The following is a 22,828-nucleotide window of genomic DNA, read 5'->3' as shown; positions in this document are numbered from 1 at the left end:
TCGGTTTTGAGTTCTTCCTTTGTCTGATGCCACTTGTTTATTATTTCGTTACCTATTACCGCCTCGAGAGACTTTATCACCACCCTGGCATCTTCTTTACCCAAAATCCTCTCAAACACTTCGTAAACATCCAGCGGTATCGTAACCGGCATATAACCTCCTATTTCGTTCCGCTTACTTCACCAGTCCTATTACCCTTGCCAGAAACTCCAGGGCATTCTGGTTTAGGAATATTATCGTGAAAAATAATACCACAAACATTATGGTAAACTTACGGTCTAACCGGGTTATCTCCGTCTCTATCTTGCCAAGAAGTTCCGCTTTGTCCTTTTCTGTCTTACCAAGAAGTTCTGCTTTATCCCTTTCCATCCTGGCATAAAGTTCATTTATCTTGCCTATTAATTCAATCCTTACATTCTCAAGTTCCAGCTTTGTGGGCACTTCCCTGAGCAACTCGGTTTTGAGTTCTTCCTTTGTCTGATGCCACTTGTTTATTATTTCGTTACCTATTACCGCCTCGAGAGACTTTATGACCACCCTGGCATCTTCTTTACCCAAAATCTTCTCAAACACTTCGTAAATATCCAGTGGTAGCGTAACCGGCATATAACCCCCTAAAGCTGTCTTAAGCTGGTTAACCCAATTCCCATAAGTCTATCTCCTGTAAAAAAGACGACCTCCTTAAGCAAGACATAACAAAGGCAAATAATACAAGCAACTATCAAACTTAAAAATCTTCTCACCTTTTATTATGCCAGACCATCTATCCAAAACAAATTCTTCAGAAACCTTTCAGAAAAATTTTTATGAGTTACCCTATTGATCTTTTCGAAGCACAATCTCCCATAAGAAGTTGACAGCATCTCAGGACTAATTAAGATTCACTCAACAAAAATAATTAATGAGGAATCATTCCCAAAGAGGAGTTAACCCATGAATGAGAAAAATCTTAACAAAGCCGATGAACAGTCTTTGGAAGTCTCAAGAAGGGATCTAATCCGTGGAGCTTTATGGGTAACAGCTGTGATGATGGTTCAACCAGTTATTCCACTAAAATTTGCTCTTGCTTCGGATGCGGAAAAAAATCAAGCGGGCAAGAATCCCGCAACAAAACCTCTTCTTGTTGCTGTAAAGGGCGGAAGCTACGAGGAGCGAGTCGATCGTGCACTGGAAGCTCTCGGAGGCATTAAACAATGGGTTGGAAAAGGCTCCCGAGTAGTAGTAAAACCAAATATCGGTTGGAACGTAGCTCCTGAAGGAGCCGCCAATACCCACCCACGAGTAGTCAAGCGAATCGTTGAACAGTGCATATCAGCAGGAGCCAAAGAAGTGCTGGTTTTTGATCACACCTGCGATTCCTGGCAAGCCGCATATAAAAACAGCGGAATTGAAGAAGCTGTTAAATCAGCGGGAGGAAAAATCATCCCAGCTAATTCGGAATCACTCTACGAAAAAAAGGAAATCCCTGGGGCATCCACTCTGAAAGAAGTAAAAGTTCACGGAGAATATCTCAACGCCGACGTGATCATCAATGTTCCTATACTCAAGAACCACAGCGGAGCCGGCATGACCTGCGCATTGAAAAACCTTATGGGGGTTGTCTGGGATCGAGCCTATTACCACTTGCACGGACTGGATACCTGCATTGCCGAATTTGCTCTTCTTCGAATTCCAACTCTTACTGTTGTAGATGCAGGAACCATAATGAAAACTGGTGGACCTAGAGGCAACCCGAAGAGCGTATTCGAACGGCAAGATATGCTCATCGCATCCACCGATCCCGTAGCATGCGACATAGCATCAGCTCTAACGCTGGGCAAAAAACCGGAAGAACTGGGCTATATAGATAAAGCTGCCAAACTGGGAATAGGAGTAAACTCTCTTGAGAACGCTGAAGTCAGGAGGATCGCTGTTTGAAAAACTCTAACAAAACATCCCAAACTCATCTGGTATATTTACGGCTAACACTGCTGTGGATCTTCGTTCTAGCCTGGCTAATGGCTCTCCTTCATGGTCCTCGCGGCACATCCAATAGCGACATTCTTATGGAGTCTTTTCCCGCTATTCTCCAAATTGGACCTGCAATTGTCCGACTTTTCCTTGCTCCTTCGATCCAATGGGGATTTTTCCTGAGCTTATTAGGGCTTCTAACAACAATTTCTATTACAGTAGCTTTTGGCAGGTGGTATTGTGGATCTCTCTGCCCCATGGGGATTCTCCAAGATCTTTCATTTCGCATATCAAAAAAGTTCAAAAAATCCCGTCGTTTTAGCTTCCATAAACCTCAACATGCAGTTCCATGGGCTATTATCGTTCTAATTAGCTACGGACTGATGCGGGGGTATGGGCTTCTTTACACTATGTTCGAGCCCTATGGAGTTGCTCTACGTCCCTTCGCTCTTGCTATGGAACCTCTCGCCAGAAGACTTTCCTACCAAACCCTGCATTCCCAATACTCCACATTCGCTTCGGCAACCTTCTTACTAGCTTCTACCTGGCTAGCTCTTTTCCTTGTTGTGGCTTTTTTTCGGGGACGTTTCTTTTGCCGCCATCTATGTCCGGTGGGAGCCATCCTTGAATCGTGCGCACTTGGAACTAAAGCCAGACTCCAGATGGATCCTTCAACCTGCGTCAGTTGTGGACGATGTGAATCTATCTGTCGAGCCGTGTGTATAGATTCAACAAAACAGTTTATAGATTATCGACGATGTGTGCTTTGCTTCGATTGCCTTTCTGAGTGTCCCAAAGGGGCTATAAAATACGAGCAGGTAAGAGAAAAGGCACCTGAAATTTCAACCACCACAGCGGAAGTTTCCGATCGCAGAGGATTCATCAAACTTATACCGATGCTTCTACTGGTTGGAACATGGATCTTGATCGAACCAGGCATACGCAGAAAAGCTCAAAGTAGCGCGGAAATCTTTATCGGATCTTACGAGCGTCATGTAGCCATCCCGCCTGGAGCTGGTTCCATAGAAAGATTCATAAGTCGTTGTGTTGGTTGCGGACTCTGCGAAGCTGTGTGCCCTTCTGGAGTCATTCAACTTTCATCGTCAGTTCAGGGTATCGCTCATCCAGCTCTCCCAGTGCTAAACTACGGGCGGGGCTACTGTCAGTATGAATGTCGCAGATGTATGGCTGTATGCCCTACAGGAGCTCTAAGCTTGATGCCTTTAGAAGACAAAAAACGCCTTCGAGTGGGAATCAGCCACATCGTAAGAGGGCGTTGCATCATGGTAAGATATGGAAGACCATGCGGCGCCTGTGCCGAACATTGCCCAACAGGTGCGATAAGCATCCTGGAAAGGTCAAGAGGTCGAGGTAGAGGACGCACAATAGGAGAACCGATAATAGATGAATCGGTCTGTATAGGCTGTGGTGCCTGTGAAACCGTATGTCCCGCTCAACCCAGAAAAGCCATTTACGTGGAAGGACTTGCCACCCATGAAAAGATTCTTACAGTTTCATCGAAGCCAGTAAAAAGCCAGGAGGGGGAAAGAAAGTTTCCTTTTTAGGGTTAACGTTACGGAGGGAGATCAAAATTTATGAAATGCAGATTTCATCCTGATCGAGAAGCAAAATTCAGGTGCGAAAAGTTCCAATACGATTACTGTGAGGAATGCTTGGAAAAATGTGATGCTTGCACCGACCCGGAACTTTACTGCAAACACAGAACTGCCTGTATAATCTGGGAACACTGCAGAAAAACCGTTAAAGCAAGGCGTAAAAACGCAAACGAAAACAGCGCTGGTGGCAAAATTTGTGGCAGTTAAATTAAAAACGCCGTAATCACATCCCACATTGTGTCTTAATTTTAAGTCACAAGTGGCGGTAACAGTTAAAAAAGCTGGCAGGAGGCATCGCCCCACGCCGCTTGGTTATCTCGCTTCCATAAGAAATGGTTTGTCCCCTGTTTTTTGCGAAATCACAGAGATAGCCTTCTGCGCATCGGCTTTACTTCCCTTTATGGGAACTCGCACAATGTAAATCGTCCCAAGCTTTGGATGGGAACTCTGCTTAAGAATCGCTTCGTATCCCAGAGCATCAATCAGACCCTTAACTTTCTTTGCGTTTGCTTCTTCGCGATAAGCCCCTACCTGAATCCAGTAGGAAGCTTCACGATCTGATGTAGATGAACCTGTTTTTTCAGCTTCAGTCGCAGGTTTTAACGGTTTTGATGTGACAGATGCTTCCTGTTGTGGTTTTGGAGTAGCAGACGTTTTATCCTTGGGTGTCATTGGAGTAGGCTTGGAAGTGGTTTTATCGGGAGAAGGTTTTTCTTGTTGTTTTTTGCCTTCAGGAGCAAGAAGACTCACAATAGTGTGTTTCCCTGTTGAACCAGCCGATGCAGTTTCTCCACCAGAACCGGAAAGGGGCATTTCCTTTAAGGCACTCTGAGCCACCATCTCTTTAGCTTTTTTATCCTCTGCAGCTTCCTTTCGCTGAAGTTCGGACCGAAGTTCATAAATATTTTGCTGTTTTTCAACGCCATGGGAAGCCGGTGGAGTTGAAGACGGTTCGGAAGGCACGGTAACAGCTTTTTGGGATGCAACTTCAGAAGATGCGACTAAATCGGAAGAAACGGTAGATGTTTTGGACGGCTGAGGCTCTAGCTTTGACTTATCATCCGTTAAAGCTCCCCCGGTAGGAAGCGATTCTTTAGGTGCATTAACATCCTGGGAAGCGGTAACCAGGGTTGTTTTAGGAATTTTTCCTGTGACCACGTTTTGTTGTGAGCGTCGTGCCTCCTGTTCGGAGCTTATGGGTGCCGTTACGGAGGATTTTTCTACCGAGTGTTTTAATCTGGATTTTTTCCACAAAAGAGGTGAAATCAAAACACCAAAGGCGATCAGAATGGCAAGTAAAAGAATAAGTTTACGATGGCTTTTTCGCTCTTTTTTTATGCCTCTTTGAAGATAAAGTCCCTTGGTTGCCATAGCATTATCCTCGGTTTATTAGACTCGTTTGAAGGCTCTAGCAAATCCTTCTATGGAACCTTCAATTGTTGCATCATCTACACAATAGGCTATACGCATGTGCCCTGAACATCCAAAACCTGTCCCTGGCACCGCAAGAATACGTTCTTCCTGCAATATCCTAACAAAAGCAACATCATCAGGCACAGGTGTTCTGGGGAAAAGGTAAAAAGCTCCTTTAGGTTTAACACACTCGTAGCCGATATCCACCAGTGCGTTAAACAATCTATCCCTTTTCCTTTGATATATCACGGGATCTACCGAAATTCCCTGAAGTTTCGCCACAAGACGCTGCATTAAAGCGGGGGCATTCACAAAGCCAAGAATGCGGTTAGCAAGAATGAGCGCATCTATAACTTCCTGGACGTTTTCCATCTTAGGATTTACTGCTATAAAGCCTATTCGTTCTCCGGGAAGACACAAATCCTTTGAGTAGGACGTTACCACGAAGCTATGAGGATACACTTTCAGGATGGAAGGAACCGTAATACTGTCAAATACGATACGCCTGTAAGGTTCGTCAGAAATAAGATAAATTGTTCTCCCATAAAGGGCACTTTTTTGGCTTAGAAGACTTCCAAGTTCAATCAAACTTTCCACGTTATAAACTTGTCCTGTAGGGTTATTGGGAGAATTGATAAGAACCGCTTTGGTTTTTGGAGAGATGGCGGCTTCAATAGTTTCAAAGTCAAGCGTAAAGTCAGATCGAGTTGGAACAGCCTTCATTACACCGCCGTGATTATCTGTATAAAAGCCATACTCCACAAAATAGGGAGTTGGCACTATAACTTCATCTTCTGGGTCAAGCAAAGCTTTAAGGACAACGTTAAGTCCTCCAGCAGCTCCACAGGTCATAATGATGTGTTCTGCCGAAAGAGTTTCATCACCGACAAGATTGTGTTCGCTATTAAGAAATTCTGCAATTTTTTCTCTAACCCAGGGATACCCAGCGTTAGGCATGTAACTGTGGGATGCTCCGGTGCTTTCCTGAGCAACTTTAACCAGTTCTTCATGGACAATTTCTGGAGGATACACATTTGGATTTCCAAGGCTAAAATCATAGACTTTGTCGGCTCCGTATATAGCTTTGAGCCGTGCTCCTTCTTCAAACATCTTTCTGATCCAGGAACTTCTTCCCATAAATTGAGCCATCTTTTGAGCTATTGCCATGCTATCCTCCACTTAGAACTTAGCCGACAGTTTGGACTTTTTAATATTTATCATCTATCATCCATCAATAATTCATTCCATGGCAAGAGAGTGTTCCTGCCCCTACAATGCTTTTAATACCTTTCGCCATTCCATTCTTCTTTCATTCTAACAACCTGGAAATCAAGTCAAGAATAATCCCAGAGGGTGTTCGAAAACTTCCCTTATGGAGCAGATAACGGACGGCAAGGACGCCGTCCCTCCCAAGATGGCGACGCATAAGTCGCCCCTACAACTCTATACTTGTGAGTCTATTACCAGGACAATCCTGCATGAAAAAAATTTTCGAACACTCTCAGAATAATCCCATGACGGTAGAATCAATAACCACTATTAAAAAGACTGGAGTTACCTTAAAAAAGCATCTATGCATTAAAACTCCTACCTGCTAATATATATCCGGCGGCGTATCCTTTATTAGTTGATGGTTGAGGCTTTTTCACATCCATCAACCATCACTCATCAATCATCATCCATTCCAGAGGGGGAAATATGAAAATCGCTTACTTTTGCATGGAAATAGGCATAAGCGAGAATATCCCGTCCTACAGCGGGGGTCTGGGCATTCTGGCGGGAGACCACCTAAAATCCAGCGCCGATCTTGCTATCCCTATCGTAGGGGTTACGTTGCTTTACAAACGCGGCTATTTTATTCAGCACATAACCCCCGACGGGGTCCAGTTAGAAGCCTATCCGTATTTTGATCCTCGAGGATTTATGGAACCTCTCCCTTTCAAAATAACCCTGAAACTTGACGGAAGAAACATAGCTGTCGGTGTCTGGAAATATGTCTATCAAGGCATGACTGCCAAAGTGCCGATCTATTTCCTTGACACCGACCTGCCAGAAAATTCTCCTCAGGATCGCCTGATTACCCAGTATCTTTACGGCGGAGACCACTATAACCGCATTCTTCAAGAAGCTATTTTAGGTATAGGCGGCTATACCGTCCTAAAAAAATTGGAACCAAATATTACAACCTATCACATGAACGAAGGGCATGCCGCTTTTCTTACTCTAGCTCTCCTTAAGGATTTTAACGGAAATGAACACAAAGTTCGCAACATGTGTATATTCACAACCCACACTCCCGTCCCGGCTGGTCACGATCGCTTTCCGTACGACATGGCATGGCAGGTGCTCAAGGAATATCTTCCATCAAATATTCAGCAACTTGCCGGCCATGATGCTCTAAACATGACTATCCTTGCTCTAAATCTCTCTAGAGCCAGTAATGGAGTCAGCCAATTACACGGAGAAGTGTCACGCCAGATGTTTCCCGGTTATGACATTGGGCACGTCACAAATGGAGTTCATCATCTCACGTGGACTGGAGTAGAATTTCAAAATCTCTTCGACCAATATCTACCTAACTGGAGGGCTCAACCTCAGGTGCTAAAAGACGCTCTATCAATCCCGGATGAGGCCATACAGAAGGCGAAGAAGGAAGCAAAGAAGCGTCTTATCGCTTACGTTAATTCTATAACCGGGGCGGGATTTACCGACGAGATGATGACTATATGCTTTGCAAGGCGTGCGGCGGCATACAAACGCGCCACGTTAATATTTACCGATATTGAATATCTCATGAACCTTTCCTACGATCGAGTGCAGTATATTTTCGCTGGCAAGGCTCACCCTCAGGATCAAGCCGGGAAAGATCTTATCCGCCAGATTGTGGACATATCCAGGCGATACGAAGATCGTCTGCGTTTGGTATTCATTCCAAACTACAACATGTGGATTGCAAAACTCATGACTCAAGGAACCGATGTTTGGTTAAATACCCCGAGAAGACCCCGAGAAGCCTGTGGCACAAGTGGGATGAAAGTGTGCTTTAACGGCGCAATAAACATGAGCGTGCTGGATGGATGGTGGAGAGAAGCCTGCAAAGATCGAATAAATGGATGGGCAATTGGCGATGATGAAGATCAAACTGATGAAGAAGCAGCTATGGATCTTTACCGGGATCTCGATGATATGGTAACCACCTACTACGCCGCTCCAAAAAAGTGGGTGAGTATAATGAAACATTCAATAGCCGATATTACACCCTTTTTCAACACTCACCGGATGGTGCTGGAATACCTTCACAAATATTATCTCTAAAGTGTAAAAATATATGCCAAATAGCTGTTCTTATCAACAAGAATCATATTTACAAATCCTGATCCCTAAAACACTCCTCGGTTGGCTGTGATAACAATACTTAGAATATACGCACAATAAGAGCCTGTAAGAGGTATCTTTAAGATTCACCCCAGAGGCACAGAGAAAATTCTCTGTGCCCAACATCTGGACTTCTGTGGTGAGATTAAAGACATGAGCCCAGCTTCACCCATAAGTGACAGGAATAGGCAGTATTAACAGGACTAAAATAACAGGTGAAAGAGAGATGGCGAAGGATGTAAAATACGAGCAATCCAACGAACATAGAATTGGAAATAAAAGATATAAAGCAGCGTGTGGTCAAAATTTCAGAAAAGATTGATAACTTAATGTAAGATGTCCTTTGATGATGGGATCGAAAGAACCCTGATAGACGGCCAGCTTGTCCATGCTCCCTCCTTTAGTGTCTCTCAACGATGCATCTCCTGTCCCATCCCTTGCCCCCAAAGGAAGGAACATGGCGCCATGGCCATCGAAAGTCAAAGACTAGCACCGTTGTCGCTTTCTTGCCTGAATGGCACCACCGTCAGAGTCAAGGAGCGCACCGCCGTGATGAGAACAAGATCCCCAGGAGCCAAGACCGTCAAACTCTCCGCTTTCCATTGCTCGCCGTCGAAGCACACGAGTCCCGTGGTGTTGTTCCAACGCAAGACCTGAGCCTGTTTTCCGAGCATAGATTCCAGACCAGTCAGAGGCGATCGGCGGCGCATCCTCCAGTTCCACACCAGCAGAAAAATGACATGCTCGCACAGCTCAAATGCGAGGACTGCCAGACCTGTGACCACGAGAATTTTTCCACCGTCCATTGGGCATCTACCGAGACAGTGCTAGGGGTTGAGCATGTTCAATCTAAAAACTGGTGACCGAGATATAACAATCCGAAAACGACAACTACGACGATGGGATGCGTGTGAATCGCGCGAAGCCTTGGGATCAAGGGCTGTGGAATGAGGCGAAACTTGATGACAATTCCCGTAAGCCCAAGAACACTGACCAAGAGCAAGGCCCATTCAGGAAGGTTTGTAGATCGGCACCATGAAAGTTTGAAGTGAATCAATGCTATGATGATGGCTACCGGGTTGAAAACATAGTGAAAGGGCATAAGATATTTCTTCACCCAAATATAGAGCTTCCCTACCGTCTTTTGGGAATTCCCGGAGGTCTTTGCCCGAAGAAACCAGCGCGTCAAGAGAGTTCCCGCGGCAGGAAAATTCGCCACGGCGAAAAGCCACGCAGCCATCTGGCCCGTTGTTTCATTCCCGTTGTCTTTATGGGATTCCCCAGAGGCGTGCTCTTTTTGTTCCCTGAAGAACCCATGATCCTTCTTTTCGTGGTGATCGGCAAGGGCCGAAACCGACGCCATAGCCGCAAAAACAATAACAACGGTGAACAGCACGGTTCTCCTTCGCATCATGGAGTCCTCCTCTACACCCAGGGAAGCGTTATTTCTGAGCGCTGGTCCACCATTTTTTCCCTACGGCTCGTTCAAGCTCAGCCTGAGCCGTATAATAGCCGTAAAGGGCATTGTAGTAGTTAACCTGGGCTTGAGTAAGATAGGTTTGAGCGTCCAGCACTTCAGTTGATGTAGTGATCTGCTGCTGATACTGAAGGTTAGTTATGCGATAGTTTTCTTTCGCTTGAGAAAGAGCTGCCTCGGCAGTAGCTATGTTTTTCTGAGCAACCGTAAGCTTTTCAAAGGCATCCTTTACTTCAAGCATTATAGAATCTTTTACGCCTTTGATCTTTTCAGCCACAGCCAGACGTTCATGAAGAGCCTTCGCCGATTCGGCTCTGGTTTTTCCTGATTCAAAAATAGGCCAGTTAATCTGCACACCCACGCTTGCATTATAGCTGTTCTGGTAATCGTTTTGCGTAGCTCGCCAATCTTCTCCCTGTTGCTTGTACTGGCCAAAAACGTAAACCTTGGGATAATAGCCACTACGGGCAAGTTGCTCTCCCAGTTGAGCTTGCTTGAGAGCGATCTCTAACATCTTTATTTCAGGGCGATTGGTGAGGGCTTCATCCATTAAAGCCGAAAGATCGTAAGAAACCGAGGGAAGCGCTGTTACATCTTCCAGTTGAGTCTTATCGTTCAAAGATCGGCGAAGAACTGTATTGAAGGACGAAATGGCTACAGCAAGAGAACTTTCGGCGGAAACCCTTTCTTGCTGAGCTCTGGCATAGGCCACCTCAGACTTTAGAAGATCGTTCTGAGGAATAAGTCCCTGTTCGTAAAAGGCTTTTGCATCGTTAAGGTGCGCCTTAAGCTGAGCCTCCTGCTCTTCTGCAACTCGAAGATACTTTTCCGCAAGGAGCACTCGAAAATAAGCCACCTTGGTCATTTTTACCACATCGAGCATAGCTCGTTCTCGGTCAAATGTCCTGGATGTGATACCAAGTTCGGCAATTTTCTTTTTAGTTTCCAGAGCAAAACCGGTGAAAACAGGTTGAGTTACCGTTGCGTTCCATGAGTAATTATTGAGAGGACCTACGCCAACCTTCATGTTAGAAAAAATTGCGTATGGATCTTCTTTAAGACGCACATATTCGTAAGAAAGAGAAACCTTAGGCAGGAGATCCGCTCTAGCGCTCTTTTCTTCCCAAACCGCCGCTTTTTCTCGTTCAAGAGCTTCCTGAATAAGTGTGTTATTTTTAAGAGCTTCTGATATTGCTTCCTGCAGTGTAAGTTTTGTGGAACCATTATCCTCGCCGAAAGATAATCCTGCAGAGAAAAACTGATAAAAAATTATGCAAGCAACAATTATAAGTCGGATATTCATGTTTCAATCTCCCGCAAATTTACGACACGCCCCACAAGTCACCCTGAGCTTTCAAAACCTCTATCATGTATTTTGCGATATAGTGTCAACAGAATAATTGTAAAGACGACCCCTGTTATTGACACTGCTCTGGGCTGGCTCAGATCTCGATTGTTACTCGTGCCGAAGAGCTTCTATTGGATCCATCTGAGCCGCTCTTCTGGCAGGCACATAACCAAAGATAATTCCTATGGCGGCGGAAAATAAAAAGGCTAACAGGTTTATACCAGGCTGAAAATGATAAGGCACTTTCATCATGTTCGTAAGAACAAACGATGCTCCCACAGCAATAATAATCCCGATGATGCCCCCAAAAGCCGAAAGAACCACCGCTTCGATCAAAAATTGAAAGAGCACTTCTTCCTCAGTTGCTCCTATGGCAAGACGAAGCCCAATTTCTCGAGTGCGTTCGGTTACCGAAACAAGCATAATGTTCATAATTCCCACACCTCCCACAAGAAGGCTCACCGCAGCAACAGATCCCAGGAGAGTCGTAAGCAATTCCGTCGTGCTAGTAAGCATTTTGGTAATCTCTTTCATATCCAGAACGGAAAAATTATCTTCATCTCCAGGTCTTAAGTGGCGTCTTTCTCTCATCAGTATGGTAATACTTTCTTGCCCTTTTTCTGTAGGCACACCATCTTTAAGAGAAACCATAATGGTTCCAACATTCTGATTTCCTGCAACACGGCGTTGAAATGTTCTTAAAGGAATAGCTACAAAGTCATCCTGATCAATTCCCGTAGCGGTCTGTCCTTTCGCTTCCAGAATACCTATCACTTCGCAGGAAAACTTTTGAAGTCTAACGCTTTCCCCAAGAGCGTTTTGAGCTCCAAAGAGCATTTTTCTTACCGTTTCGCCCAAAATGCAAACTGAGGCTCCACTTCTTAGTTCGCTTTCATCAAAGAGCCTTCCTTGTTTGAGTTTTCTATTTGTCACAATAAAGTAGTCGTTGGTAGTGCCTGTAACCTGAGTTGTCCAGTTCTGGTTACCATATACTGCAGTCAAAGCCTGACTGGAAACAGGTGCTACTGCCGCCACTCCTGTAATATCTCTTACTATAGCTTCCGAGTCGGCTTCCTTAAAGGGAATATTAGCTCCAAAAGGCTGTCCATGTCCGAAGCGTTTCCCTTGAGTAATTATCAGCACATTACTTCCCATACTTGCGATTTGTTGCCGCACCTGCTCGGTTGCTCCTCTCCCCACGGTCACCATTGTTATTACCGCCGCAACCCCTATAACAATGCCTAGAATTGTTAAAAAAGACCGCATAACATTACGCCTGATCTCTCGCAGAGCTATTTTAAGCATATTCCAAAACATCGGCTTTTACCTCCCGTTTCAGTTTATAACCAAGGGGCGTAGCGGTGCTCAGTTCTAACTAACAACTCTACCATCAAAAAACCGAATAGTCCTTTCTGCGTAGGTAGCCATTTCAGCATCGTGAGTGATCATCACTACGGTGATGCCATAATCCTTATTAAGAGAAGTGAGAAGCTTCATGATTTCATGGCTTTGCACCGAATCCAAATTACCGGTGGGTTCATCTGCAAGGATTACAGAAGGACGCGTAACCAGCGCTCGAGCGATCGCAACTCGTTGTTGTTGTCCCCCGGAAAGTTCTGCCGGAGTATGATCTTCCCAACCCGAAAGTCCAACCACTCCGAGCGCATCCAGAGCTTTAGCGCGACGTTCCTTAGCTGGCAAACCGTGATAAACCAAAGGAAGTTCAACATTCTCAAGAGCGGTAGCTCTATTCAAAAGATGAAACCCCTGAAACACAAACCCCAGATGGTAACGGCGAAGCATCGCACGCTGGTATCGACTTATTTTTGCAACGTTTACATCCTTGAAAAGATATTCTCCTGATGTGGGGGTATCCAAGCAACCCATTATATGAAGGCAGGTGGACTTTCCCGAGCCGCTTGGTCCCATAACCGCCACAAATTCGCCTTCATCGATCCGAAGATCTACCCCCCGAAGGGCTTGCACAGCAGCACGACCAGAACCATAAATCTTAGTAACAGATTTGAATTCAATAGGCATATTCTTCTAACCCAGCTATTATGTTGTTTGAATTACTTTCCAAACTACCAACAAAAATCACGAAGATACTATCCTATGAACCGATCATTACCGGATCAACTCTGCTAAAATAATCGGCTGAGGCAGTGCCACCTTAGTCGGGGGAACTGCCCCTAAACTTTGTCGTCTGGTTAGCTTTTTTTGCTGAAAATCACATCAACCACGACATCCGTTCCCGGTTGCAAATCACCACCTGTGATTTCAGTAAGAACTCCATTTGTGGCTCCCGTTACTACCGTAACAGGTTCAAGTTTTCCGTCTTTAAGTATCCAAACTGTTCGTTCCCTGGAAAAAGCCTCTCTGGAAGAATCCGGTTTCGACGCCGGCATTCCCCTCGGACGTCCGGGAAATCTCGGCAAAAGCTTGCTGACAAGTCCACCTCCAGACGAAACCTGAGTTTTCCCTGGCGCAGCGGGAGGAGCAAATCTAAGGGCAGCGGCCGGAATTACCAGTGAGTTCTTCACTTCCTGAACCACAATGCGAGCTGTGGCTGTCATTCCCGGTCTTAAAGCTAGATCTTCATTGTTAACGTCGAGTATAGCCTCATAGGTAACAACGCCAGAAACGGTTGTAGAAGCATATCGAACTTGTTTCACCACAGCTTTGAAGATCCGTTGAGGATAGGCATCCACGGTAAATGTGGCTTCCTGTCCTTCCTTTACTTTTGACACATCCGCCTCATCTACATTTACATGAAGATCCATCTTCGTTAAGTCTTCCGCCAGAATAAACAACTCTGGAGCTTGTAAAGAAGCCGCAACGGTTTGTCCCGGTTCTACCTTACGATTGAGCACCACGCCGTTTATTGGCGAGCGGATAACAGACTTTGAAAGATCGGTTTCTATTGACTGGATGGTTGCCTTAGCCTGGGAGACTGCTGCTCGAGCGCTGGCAAGATCCGCCTGAGCCCGCTCATAAGCTGCTTCTGCAGCATCCATCTCAGTTTGAGATGGCACCTTACCACCGCTAAGTTTATGAGCATTCTGGAGCTGGGTGAGTTTAGCTCGAGTTTCCTTAACGGTAGCCTGAGCCTGCAACACCTTAGCCTGAGCAGATTCAAGAGTGGCTTTTGCCTGTGCAAGTTGAGCTTCAAGCTTTGATGTGTCTAATCGCGCAAGCACCTGACCTACCTTAACTCGATCATTGTAATAAACATCAACACTTCGGATTATTCCCGAAAGTTCGCTTCCCACTGTTACTGTATTCGTGGGCTGGAGCGTTCCCGTAGCGGTAACAACCACCGTAAAACTGCTTACCTGTGCCTTTTCGGTCTTATAATTCATGCCCGAATTAGAAGCTGAAAAGCGGCTGACAGCAAGCCCCACAGCTAACGAAACGACAACCAGGCTTACCATCAGCCATTTAAACCATCTCTTAGCAAAAAAATAAGACCGACTCATGGAAAGAATCTCTGACACATCGGGTTTTTTCTGCTCGATCATCATGTTTGATTGCTCCTTATTCTCCATTCCCCACTCCCAACTCCCCATTCCCCAAATTATTCATAAGAATCCCATCCTCCACCAAGAGCCTTGTAGAGTCGTATTATGTTGGAAGTCACGGCGCCACGGCTCTGAATGAGCTGATCTTGAAATGCCAGATGGGAACGCTCCGCTTCAAGAACTGCACCGAAGTCTATCAATCCTGAAGCGTATCGTTGTTTAGCTAGCTCTGCAGCCTGACGAGCAGCTTCTTCCGCTTTTGCAAGCGATTCCTGTCGTCTTAACTCTTCGGAGTAGGCCATAAGAGTATTTTCCACTTCTTCCAGTGCATTCAAAATCGTTGCTTTGTAAGTGACTAGAGCTTGCTCGGCAAGAGCTTTCTCTGCCTCTACCGCCTGTTTAAGAGCCCCACCTTTGAATATCGGAAGAGATATGATCCCTTGCCCCATCAAAGTTTTCGTTGCAGACGAAACCAATCCACCAGGGGATAAGGCTTCAATGCCGATGCTGCCTGTAAGAGAAAACTTCGGATAGAGTTCTGCCATCGCAACACCAATCCTTGCCGTTTGAGCAGCCAATTCCCTTTCTGCTTTTCGTATATCAGGTCTGCGTCTTAAAATATCGGCAGGAATACCAACAGCAATACGATCGGGGGGAAGCGGCACAGGTGCGAAATCGTTCAATTCTTCGTGAAGTTTTCCTGGAGATTCTCCAAGAAGCACCGCAAGGCGATTCATGGCTTCATCTACGGCAGTTTTCAGAATTGGTATTTGAGCTCGAGTGCTTTCAAGATTATACCTGGCTTGATGAACATCAAGCTCACTGGTCAAACCTGCCTGGTAACGCCATGACGCAAGCTGTAGAGATTCTTCCTGCACCAAAAGATTTTCTTTAGCCACAGCTAGACGTGCCTGGTAGGTGCGAAGTTCCAAGTAGTTGAGTGCAACCTCTGCCACAACTGAAACCAGAACATCTCTTAGAGCCTCTTCTGTTGCTTCGAGTGTTCTTTGTGATGCTTCGATCGCTCGGCGAGTCCCCCCAAAGATATCAATCTCCCAGGAAGAATCGAATTCAGCCGTGTAAAAATCTTGAGTCGTCGTGGAACCTTTATCTAAATCCTGATGCTTTCCGGAAGCCGAAAATGACGTTCCAAGGGTAGGGAAGAGCGGTGCAGCAGCAATGGCTCGGCGTGCTCTGGCTTCGCGAACTTTAGCCTGTGCCTTTGCTATATCCATATTGTTTTTAATAGATCTTTCCACCAGTCTTGTAAGTTCAGGGTCTCCCAAAACTTGCCACCATCGTGCAAGATCTTTTTCCTGCTCTTGAGAAAAAGTGCTCTGATAGGTTGTTTCTTCTACCCGAGTAGAGGTAAGGTTTCGCCACTTTTCCGGTAGAGGCACCTCTGGCTTGATATAATCAGGTCCTACCGACACACATCCAACAATTATAACCGTTGTTAAGCTGACGATTGCAAATCTAGCAAATTTTCCATCCATAAGCACAGATCCCTTCTTTCATTTCCAACGATGGCATTTTGAGCAAGGGCATATTTTACACGTCAATTACAATCAAGCGGTTTCTTACAGCGATTTTGTCGCAAAAAGGCATATCAGGTTACAAAATAAAAAGGTTCGCGGCGAATGTTTTTTACATCACCGCGAACCTCACCGAGGAGGGAACCACCAACACGCCAGAAGCAAGCACATCACACCGTCCCCTAAAAAAGGGAACGGCAAGAATGCCATCGACTAGCGCATATCAAAGAAAAGCTTCTGAAGAACCTTGGGCGTAACTCCCGCCATATCGAGATACATTGTTATACCGCCCATGAAGAATGGCCAACCAGCTCCCATAATCATAGCCAGATCGACATCTCGAGCGCTATTCACAACTTTTTCCTGGAGGATGAGATCGATTTCCTTTGCAAGGTTAGAAAGCACAATATCCTTGATTTCATCTTCATGGAACTGTCGATTGCCTTTTCTGATCCAGAGCTTTTCAACTTCAGGATCCACTTCTTTAGAGTTCGGGAGATAGATGGAACGTTTTCCTGCTTCCACAATGCGCTTAAGATTTTCATTTATCGGGAATCTTTCGGAGCTCAACTGATCGTGCAAGGTGCAGTTTACATGGTAAGCGATAGCCGGACCTACAAGGGTAAGCAAATCAAAGGGCGCCATAGGCAGTCCAAGAGACAGAGCAGCATTATCTACCTGCTGGAAAGGAGCTCCCTGATCCACGATGTCGAGACAATCCACGAGCATTTTAACAAGGATGCGGTTTACCAGAAATGCTGGGGAATCTTTGACAAATATACCGGTCTTTTTAAGTTTCTTTGTTAAATCAAAGGCGGTAGCGAGAGTGACGTTGTTAGTCTGAGGAGTTTTGATAATTTCGATAAGCGGAAGCACGGCAACGGGGTTAAAGAAGTGGAATCCTACGACTCTTTCCGGGTGCTTCAGATCGGCTCCCATTTCGGTAACGCTAAGTGAAGAAGTATTGGTTGCGAGGATGCACTGAGGGCTCACGACCGCTTCAGTTTCAGCAAAGACCTGCTTTTTGACCTTCATGTCTTCAAAAACCGCTTCTATAACGAAGTCGCAATCGGCAAAGTCCGCATAATCCAGAGTTCCCTTAAGAAGGCTCGTAAGATAGCGAGCTTTAGCTTCTGTGAGGCGTCCTTTCTGAACCATCTTTTGAAATTCGGAAGCTACGTAGGCGCATCCTTTATCAACGAATTCCTGCTTGATGTCCTTCATAACCACGGGTACACCGAGGCGATGAATGAAGAGATGGGCTAACTGAGAAGCCATGAGACCGGCGCCGATGATTCCGATTTTCTTGATGGGCAAGGGCTTTTCTTCGGGAATTCCCTTAACTTTTTTGGCATAGCGGTTTACCAGATCGAAAGCGTAGATTGAGCACTTACACTGACGGCTCTTGATAAGATCTCCGAGCGCCTTGTTTTCTTCTTCAAAGCCGCGATCAATGTCCCAGCCGTGGACGCAAACACCTTCGATGATTTCGAGAGCCCGATAAGGAGCAGGCGCAGCACCGTGAATCTTGTTATCCACGAACTCACGAGCCTTCTGTATGACCACAGCCGCTTTAGACATATCGGGAGCCTGGCGCTCTACTTTTTCTTCGCCTTTGATAATTCTCTGAAGGAAAAGGAGGGATTCGTCGAGGAATTCGGCGCCTTCAAAGCATCTATCGGCTAGACCCATTTTGTAGAGCGTGGGACCATCGATCATGCGATTCTGGTTAAGGGCATTGTAAATAATGAGTTCGACAGCTTTTTCCGGACCGACAAGTTTTGGTGTAAGAGTGCAGCCACCCCAACCCGGGACAAGGCCAATGAAGCATTCCGGAAAACCAATACCCTGAGCGCTTTTAGAAACGGTGCGATACTGGCAGTAGAGCGATATCTCGAGCCCTCCACCGAGAGCTACTCCATTGATAGCGGCAAGAGTAGGGAAGGGAAGATTCATGAGGCGCTTGAAAGTCTCATGTCCGGCTTTTCCTATACCGTAACCCTGATCGAAAGTGTTGATGAAAGGAACCTGAGTAAGATCGGCTCCTGCGGCAAAAATATAAGGCTTTCCGGTTAGCATGAGACCCTTGACATCTTTTTCTGCCAGAACTTTGTTTATAGCTTCATTAAGCGACTTTAATGCACCTTCGCTGAATACATTTGGCTTTTTGTAGTCTTGACCATTGTCCATGGTCAATATGGCGATCTTTCCCACGGGTGATTTATAGAAAGTCACGAAAAACTGAGTGATCGGCTCAGCCATGGTTCATTCCCCCTTTCTTAACTGAGCGTAAGGCTAACAGCTAACATAGCCTCAACGCTATTTTCTCATAAGGTTTTCCCAAATAACCGCTCCCCCCTGACCCAGTCCGACACACATAGTGGCAAGACCGTAACGAGCGCTTGGATTTTCTTCAAATAGATGCATAAGGTGAATCATAAGGCGAGGACCGGAAGAAGCAAGTGGATGTCCAAGGGCGATTGCGCCACCCCAGGGGTTGATACGTTCATCGTTTGGTAACTTGAAACCGAATTCCTTCATAAATACAATGCACTGAACGGCGAAGGCTTCGTTGAGTTCTATAATATCGATGTCATCGATGGTTAAGCCAGCTCTCTGGAGCACTTTCTTAGTGGCAGGAACAGGACCAAGGCCCATAACTTCAGGACGAACTCCCGCATAGGCATAAGCCACCAAACGCATCTTGGGTTGAATGCCAAGTTCTGCGGCTTTTTCCGCAGACATAAGCAGAACGCCTGCCGCGCCGTCATTTAGCCCCGAAGAGTTACCGGGGGTTACTTTACCAAGATTTCTGAAGGGGGTTCTAAGATTTTTGAGTCCTTCAAGGGTGGTATCAGGACGAAGTTGCTGGTCGTAATCTGCTACAACCCATCCTTCCTTGGTGTAAACGGTCATGGGAACGATGGTTTTCTGGATTTTTCCTTCTTCGTAAGCTTTTGCCGCCTTTTTCTGAGACCAGTAGGCGTATTCGTCCGACATTTCCTTAGTAATTTCAGGGTATTCGTCATGGAGATTTTCGGCTGTCTTTCCCATAACGAGAGCGTCTTCGGAAACGAGTCTTTCGGTGAGAAAGCGAGGGTTAGGATCGGCGGTTGCTCCCATGGGATGATGCCCCATGTGTTCAACGCCTCCGGCTATAGCTATATCACAGGCACCAAGAGCGATTTCTGAGGCAGCGCAGGTAACAGCCGTCATTCCACCAGCGCACATACGATCCACCGAGAAACCGGAGCAATCAACGGGAAGACCTGCAAGAATAGCCGAAGTTCTTCCAAGAGTAAGACCTTGATCCTTTTCCTGCGTGGTTGCGCCCCATACGTTTTCTTCTATCATTTCGGGCTTTACCTGGGGATTCCGGCGAAGAAGTTCCCTGATGACCTTCACCACCATATCATCAGCTCTCGTATACCAGAAAAATCCCTTCTCTCCGGCTTTTCCAAAGGCTGTTCTGATTCCATCAACAAGCACGACATCTCTTGCTTTCATATCTTATCCTCCTTCATGTGGAGTCGAGAGACGCCCGTAAAAAGCGCCTCTCGTGATTTTTCTATGCTGTTTTAATCCAACGCAAACCCTGCTTCTGGAATATCAAGCGGTGAGGCATCTCCAATCATTATTGCTCTTGCTTTCGCTTTTGCTTGGGTAAGGGTCTGGGTAATGAAGTAACGAGCGGATGCGATCTTACCGTAGTAGAAAGCAGCTTCTCGGTTTTCATCAAGAAGTTTCTTTTGAGAACGAGCATCGGTTGCACCATTTTCAGCGTAAATTTTCTGAAGCTTTTCGTCCGCAATGTTAGCCTGCCAGAGAAGGAGGAAGCCAAGGGTGACATCACCGAAAAGATCGAGATAAGGCTTGGCATTCAAGATGGCTACGTAGAAGTCTTCGCTCATACCCTTGAAGCCCATGTATTTGGTGGTTTCCATGAGGGCATTTTGAGCTTCTTCGTAGATCTGAATAAGTTCTCTCAGGCGATGATTCTGTTTGAATTGAGTGAGCTTTTCTGCAGTTAACTTAAAGGCGTTCTTTACTAGCAAACCATTTTTGTAGGTGAGTTTTCGTCCTATCAGATCGAGCGCTTGAATACCGTTGGTGCCTTCGTAGATGGAGGCTATCTTGCAGTCTCTCAAGAACTGCTCAACGGGGTATTCGGATGTATAGCCATAGCCACCGTAAACCTGGATTGCCGTTTCGCAGATTCGGAAGCCGAGGTCACTTCCAACAGACTTACAGATAGGAATGAGAAGATCAACATAGCCCTGGAAAAGATCTCGCTCTTCCTGACTTTCAGCCACTTCCACCCTGTCGATGCAGTAAGCTGCCACATACATCAAAGCTCGAAGAGCTTCGCTTCCGCTTTTCATAAACATGAGCATTCTTCTTACATCGGGATGCTGAATGATGGGCACTCGTGGAGCCGTTGCATCTTTCATCTTCTCAATCGGTGCACCCTGAAATCGTTCTTTAGCATACTTTAGAGCGTGGAGGTAAGCTGTGCTGGCATGGGCAAGTCCCTGAAGCCCGACAAAAAGTCGTGCTTCATTCATCATGTCGAACATGATTTTCATTCCTTCGTTTTCCTTGCCCATGAGATAACCTATGCATTGTCCGTTTTCACCGAAGTTGAGCACACAGGTTGCGGATCCATGAATACCCATTTTGTGTTCGATTCCACCGCAGGTAACGTCGTTGTCAACAAGATTTCCATTTTCATCGACTCTAAGTCTTGGCACCAGGAAGATTGAAATGCCCTTGGTTCCTGGAGGAGCCCCTTCAATGCGAGCAAGAACCATGTGAATGATATTTTCAGTAAGGTCATGCATACCGGAAGAGATGAAAATTTTCTGACCTTCTATTCTATAGGTGCCATCGGGGTTTCGATAGGCTTTTGTTCGGAGGTTACCAACATCGCTTCCCGCTCCGGCTTCGGTAAGACACATCGTGCCGCCCCATTCACCGGAAAACATTTTATACATGTAGATTTCTTTGAGTTCTGGCGTGCCGTATTTGTAGAGAAGTCGAGCGGCACCATGAGTAAGACCGGGATACATAAGAAGAGACCAGTTAGCGGCAGCAAGAAATTCTACACAGCAGTTAGAAACGACAAATGGGAAACCCTGTCCTCCTACTTCAGGTGGATCGGGCATAGCAAGCCATCCACCTTCTACGTAGGCTCGATAAGCTTTGTGGAAAGCTTCAGGTACTCTGACCTGTCCGTTTTCAAACTTGCACCCTTCGCGATCGCCTATCTTGTTCGTGGGATAAAATTCTTTCTCTGCAAGCTTAGCCGCTTCGGCAATAGCCATGTCGAACATGTCTGGGGAAAAGTCGGCAAACTTTGGATACTGACAAAGATCTTGAACTTTAAGTTGTTCATAGAGCACAAACTTAGCGTCTCGTTCGTCAACGATAAGCTTCATAATTTTGTCCCCCTTCCTGAGAATTATGGGAAGTATGCTCAGAATCCCCTCCTGATTCTGAATGCATTACTTCCTCAAAAACTCTTGCTGTGCCAAGTCCCCGTATAAAAAGATCTGATAGGGGATCGGCATAATCAATCAACTCAAACCTTCCCCCGGATGAAACCCATGTAGAAATGACTTCATCCAGGGCGCCAAAAACAAAACGTTTTACTAGACTTACTGGAATATCCTTTCTAAAAACTCCCTCCTCCTGACCCTGTTTAACAATGTCTCCAATCAGGTCTAAAAAGCGTTTTAGTTCGACCTTTTTGTATTCCTTCATAAATCTACTACTCTGGCGAAGTTCCACTTGAAGGACGGCAGCGAGTTCCGGGTTGTTCTTAAAGAGTTCCAGATGAACTCGAACAAAACGTTTTAATTTAAATAGTGCACTCTCTTCCTGGGAGATTTTCTGCTGGAAATAGGATATAGCGGTTCTCATTTTTTCTTCGAAGATAGAGATAAGGATATCGTCTTTGTTTTTGAAGTAGAGATAGATTGTTCCGTCGGCAACCCCGGCTTCACGAGCAATGTCTGAGACTCGAGACTGATAAAATCCCTTTTTAGCGAAGACTCTCACGGCAGCATCGAGTATCCGTTCGTATTTTTCGGCTTTCTTATCGTTTTTGCCGTTGGAATTTTTACCCATTGAACATTCCTCTTATTCACTTAGCCAAAAACATAGCCTTTAATGAATGAGCATTCATTCAATACAATGAGACCGAAACCGAGTCAAGGAAAAATTTAGGTTGCTGTGGAATTCTTTGTTCTGTAATCGACCATAGAAAATCGCTTTGCTTTTTGCCTTATTACAAAAACATGTGAATCTAAAGCGGGTGTAAGGCCTGAGCTTTCTTTAGAACCATTTTCTAAACACTTTCTTTTTTCTGAGAGTGTTCGAAAATTTTTTCCTTGCAAGGTTACCTAGCTAATAAACTAGCAAGAGTTGTAGGGGCGTACGGCCGTGCGCCCCTACATCGGTGCACCCGGCATGGGCGTGCCCCTGGATGTGAGAGTCCTCCCGTGAGTTGATCAAAGCGAGCGAAGGGAAGCGCAACTGCACGAGGGTGACCGAGTGTGGGGAGGAAGCGTGGAACGAAACTGCGAGCCGAT

Annotated in this window: 18 protein-coding genes; 4 read left to right on the top strand and 14 right to left on the bottom strand. The window is 45.7% G+C overall.

Annotated features, from left to right (window positions below):
• Positions 1 to 174: 174 nt before the first annotated feature.
• A complete protein-coding gene (locus WHS38_11715) occupies positions 175 to 606 on the bottom strand; it encodes a hypothetical protein (GenBank protein ID MEJ5301645.1) in 432 nt (143 codons plus the stop codon).
• 327 nt (positions 607 to 933) lie between these two features.
• On the opposite strand from WHS38_11715, the gene WHS38_11710 reads away from it, so the two are divergent.
• From WHS38_11710 to WHS38_11700, 3 genes are read left to right on the top strand one after another with little or no spacing between them, the layout of a single operon-like run.
• Positions 934 to 1,917 carry a DUF362 domain-containing protein gene (locus WHS38_11710; protein ID MEJ5301644.1) on the top strand — a complete coding sequence of 328 codons (984 nt, stop codon included), beginning with the start codon at positions 934 to 936 and terminating at the stop codon, positions 1,915 to 1,917.
• Positions 1,914 to 3,515, top strand: a complete 1,602-nt coding sequence (locus WHS38_11705) for a 4Fe-4S dicluster domain-containing protein (GenBank protein MEJ5301643.1) — start codon at positions 1,914 to 1,916, stop codon at positions 3,513 to 3,515. The genes WHS38_11710 and WHS38_11705 overlap by 4 nt, the downstream gene beginning before the upstream one ends.
• 30 nt (positions 3,516 to 3,545) lie before the next feature.
• Positions 3,546 to 3,773, top strand: a complete 228-nt coding sequence (locus tag WHS38_11700) for a hypothetical protein (GenBank protein ID MEJ5301642.1) — start codon at positions 3,546 to 3,548, stop codon at positions 3,771 to 3,773.
• Positions 3,774 to 3,878: 105 nt separating this feature from the next.
• Here WHS38_11700 and WHS38_11695 read toward each other — a convergent pair whose 3' ends face one another.
• Positions 3,879 to 4,937 carry an SPOR domain-containing protein gene (locus tag WHS38_11695; protein MEJ5301641.1) on the bottom strand — a complete coding sequence of 353 codons (1,059 nt, stop codon included), beginning with the start codon at positions 4,935 to 4,937 and terminating at the stop codon, positions 3,879 to 3,881.
• An 18-nt stretch (positions 4,938 to 4,955) separates the two neighbouring features.
• Positions 4,956 to 6,146 (bottom strand): pyridoxal phosphate-dependent aminotransferase, encoded by a 1,191-nt coding sequence (locus tag WHS38_11690; GenBank protein ID MEJ5301640.1) that lies wholly within the window; start codon positions 6,144 to 6,146, stop codon positions 4,956 to 4,958.
• Positions 6,147 to 6,677: 531 nt separating this feature from the next.
• Between WHS38_11690 and glgP the strand changes: the two genes are divergently transcribed.
• The gene (gene glgP / locus WHS38_11685) at positions 6,678 to 8,294 is read left to right on the top strand and encodes an alpha-glucan family phosphorylase (protein MEJ5301639.1); all 1,617 of its coding nucleotides are present in this window, start codon (positions 6,678 to 6,680) and stop codon (positions 8,292 to 8,294) included.
• A 539-nt stretch (positions 8,295 to 8,833) separates the two neighbouring features.
• On the opposite strand, the gene WHS38_11680 is transcribed toward glgP, so the two are convergent.
• The 11 genes from WHS38_11680 to WHS38_11630 form a co-directional block, all read right to left on the bottom strand.
• A complete protein-coding gene (locus tag WHS38_11680) occupies positions 8,834 to 9,160 on the bottom strand; it encodes an NfeD family protein (protein MEJ5301638.1) in 327 nt (108 codons plus the stop codon).
• Between the two features lie 38 nt (positions 9,161 to 9,198).
• Positions 9,199 to 9,768: a hypothetical protein gene (locus tag WHS38_11675; GenBank protein ID MEJ5301637.1), complete on the bottom strand. Its 570-nt coding sequence runs from the start codon at positions 9,766 to 9,768 to the stop codon at positions 9,199 to 9,201.
• Positions 9,769 to 9,796: 28 nt separating this feature from the next.
• Positions 9,797 to 11,134: a TolC family protein gene (locus tag WHS38_11670; protein ID MEJ5301636.1), complete on the bottom strand. Its 1,338-nt coding sequence runs from the start codon at positions 11,132 to 11,134 to the stop codon at positions 9,797 to 9,799.
• Positions 11,135 to 11,287: 153 nt separating this feature from the next.
• Entirely contained in the window at positions 11,288 to 12,496 is a 1,209-nt protein-coding gene (locus WHS38_11665) for an ABC transporter permease (protein ID MEJ5301635.1), read from the bottom strand.
• A 54-nt stretch (positions 12,497 to 12,550) separates the two neighbouring features.
• Positions 12,551 to 13,219, bottom strand: coding sequence for an ABC transporter ATP-binding protein (locus WHS38_11660; protein MEJ5301634.1), 669 nt, complete (start codon positions 13,217 to 13,219; stop codon positions 12,551 to 12,553).
• Between the two features lie 170 nt (positions 13,220 to 13,389).
• Complete coding sequence (locus WHS38_11655) at positions 13,390 to 14,727, bottom strand: efflux RND transporter periplasmic adaptor subunit (protein MEJ5301633.1); 1,338 nt, start codon at positions 14,725 to 14,727, stop codon at positions 13,390 to 13,392.
• A 29-nt stretch (positions 14,728 to 14,756) separates the two neighbouring features.
• The gene (locus WHS38_11650) at positions 14,757 to 16,196 is read right to left on the bottom strand and encodes an efflux transporter outer membrane subunit (GenBank protein ID MEJ5301632.1); all 1,440 of its coding nucleotides are present in this window, start codon (positions 16,194 to 16,196) and stop codon (positions 14,757 to 14,759) included.
• A 252-nt stretch (positions 16,197 to 16,448) separates the two neighbouring features.
• Positions 16,449 to 18,497, bottom strand: coding sequence for a 3-hydroxyacyl-CoA dehydrogenase NAD-binding domain-containing protein (locus WHS38_11645; GenBank protein MEJ5301631.1), 2,049 nt, complete (start codon positions 18,495 to 18,497; stop codon positions 16,449 to 16,451).
• A 57-nt stretch (positions 18,498 to 18,554) separates the two neighbouring features.
• Positions 18,555 to 19,742 carry a thiolase family protein gene (locus tag WHS38_11640; protein MEJ5301630.1) on the bottom strand — a complete coding sequence of 396 codons (1,188 nt, stop codon included), beginning with the start codon at positions 19,740 to 19,742 and terminating at the stop codon, positions 18,555 to 18,557.
• A gap of 71 nt (positions 19,743 to 19,813) precedes the next feature.
• A complete protein-coding gene (locus WHS38_11635) occupies positions 19,814 to 21,673 on the bottom strand; it encodes an acyl-CoA dehydrogenase (protein ID MEJ5301629.1) in 1,860 nt (619 codons plus the stop codon).
• Positions 21,657 to 22,364 (bottom strand): TetR/AcrR family transcriptional regulator, encoded by a 708-nt coding sequence (locus WHS38_11630; protein MEJ5301628.1) that lies wholly within the window; start codon positions 22,362 to 22,364, stop codon positions 21,657 to 21,659. The genes WHS38_11635 and WHS38_11630 overlap by 17 nt, the downstream gene beginning before the upstream one ends.
• Positions 22,365 to 22,828 lie beyond the last annotated feature (464 nt).

It is taken from the genome of Thermodesulforhabdaceae bacterium (assembly GCA_037482015.1).
Lineage (GTDB): Bacteria > Desulfobacterota > Syntrophobacteria > Syntrophobacterales > Thermodesulforhabdaceae > JAOACS01.
Note: the sequence above shows the minus strand (reverse complement) of the source record. Positions and strands in the feature narration are given on the sequence as shown.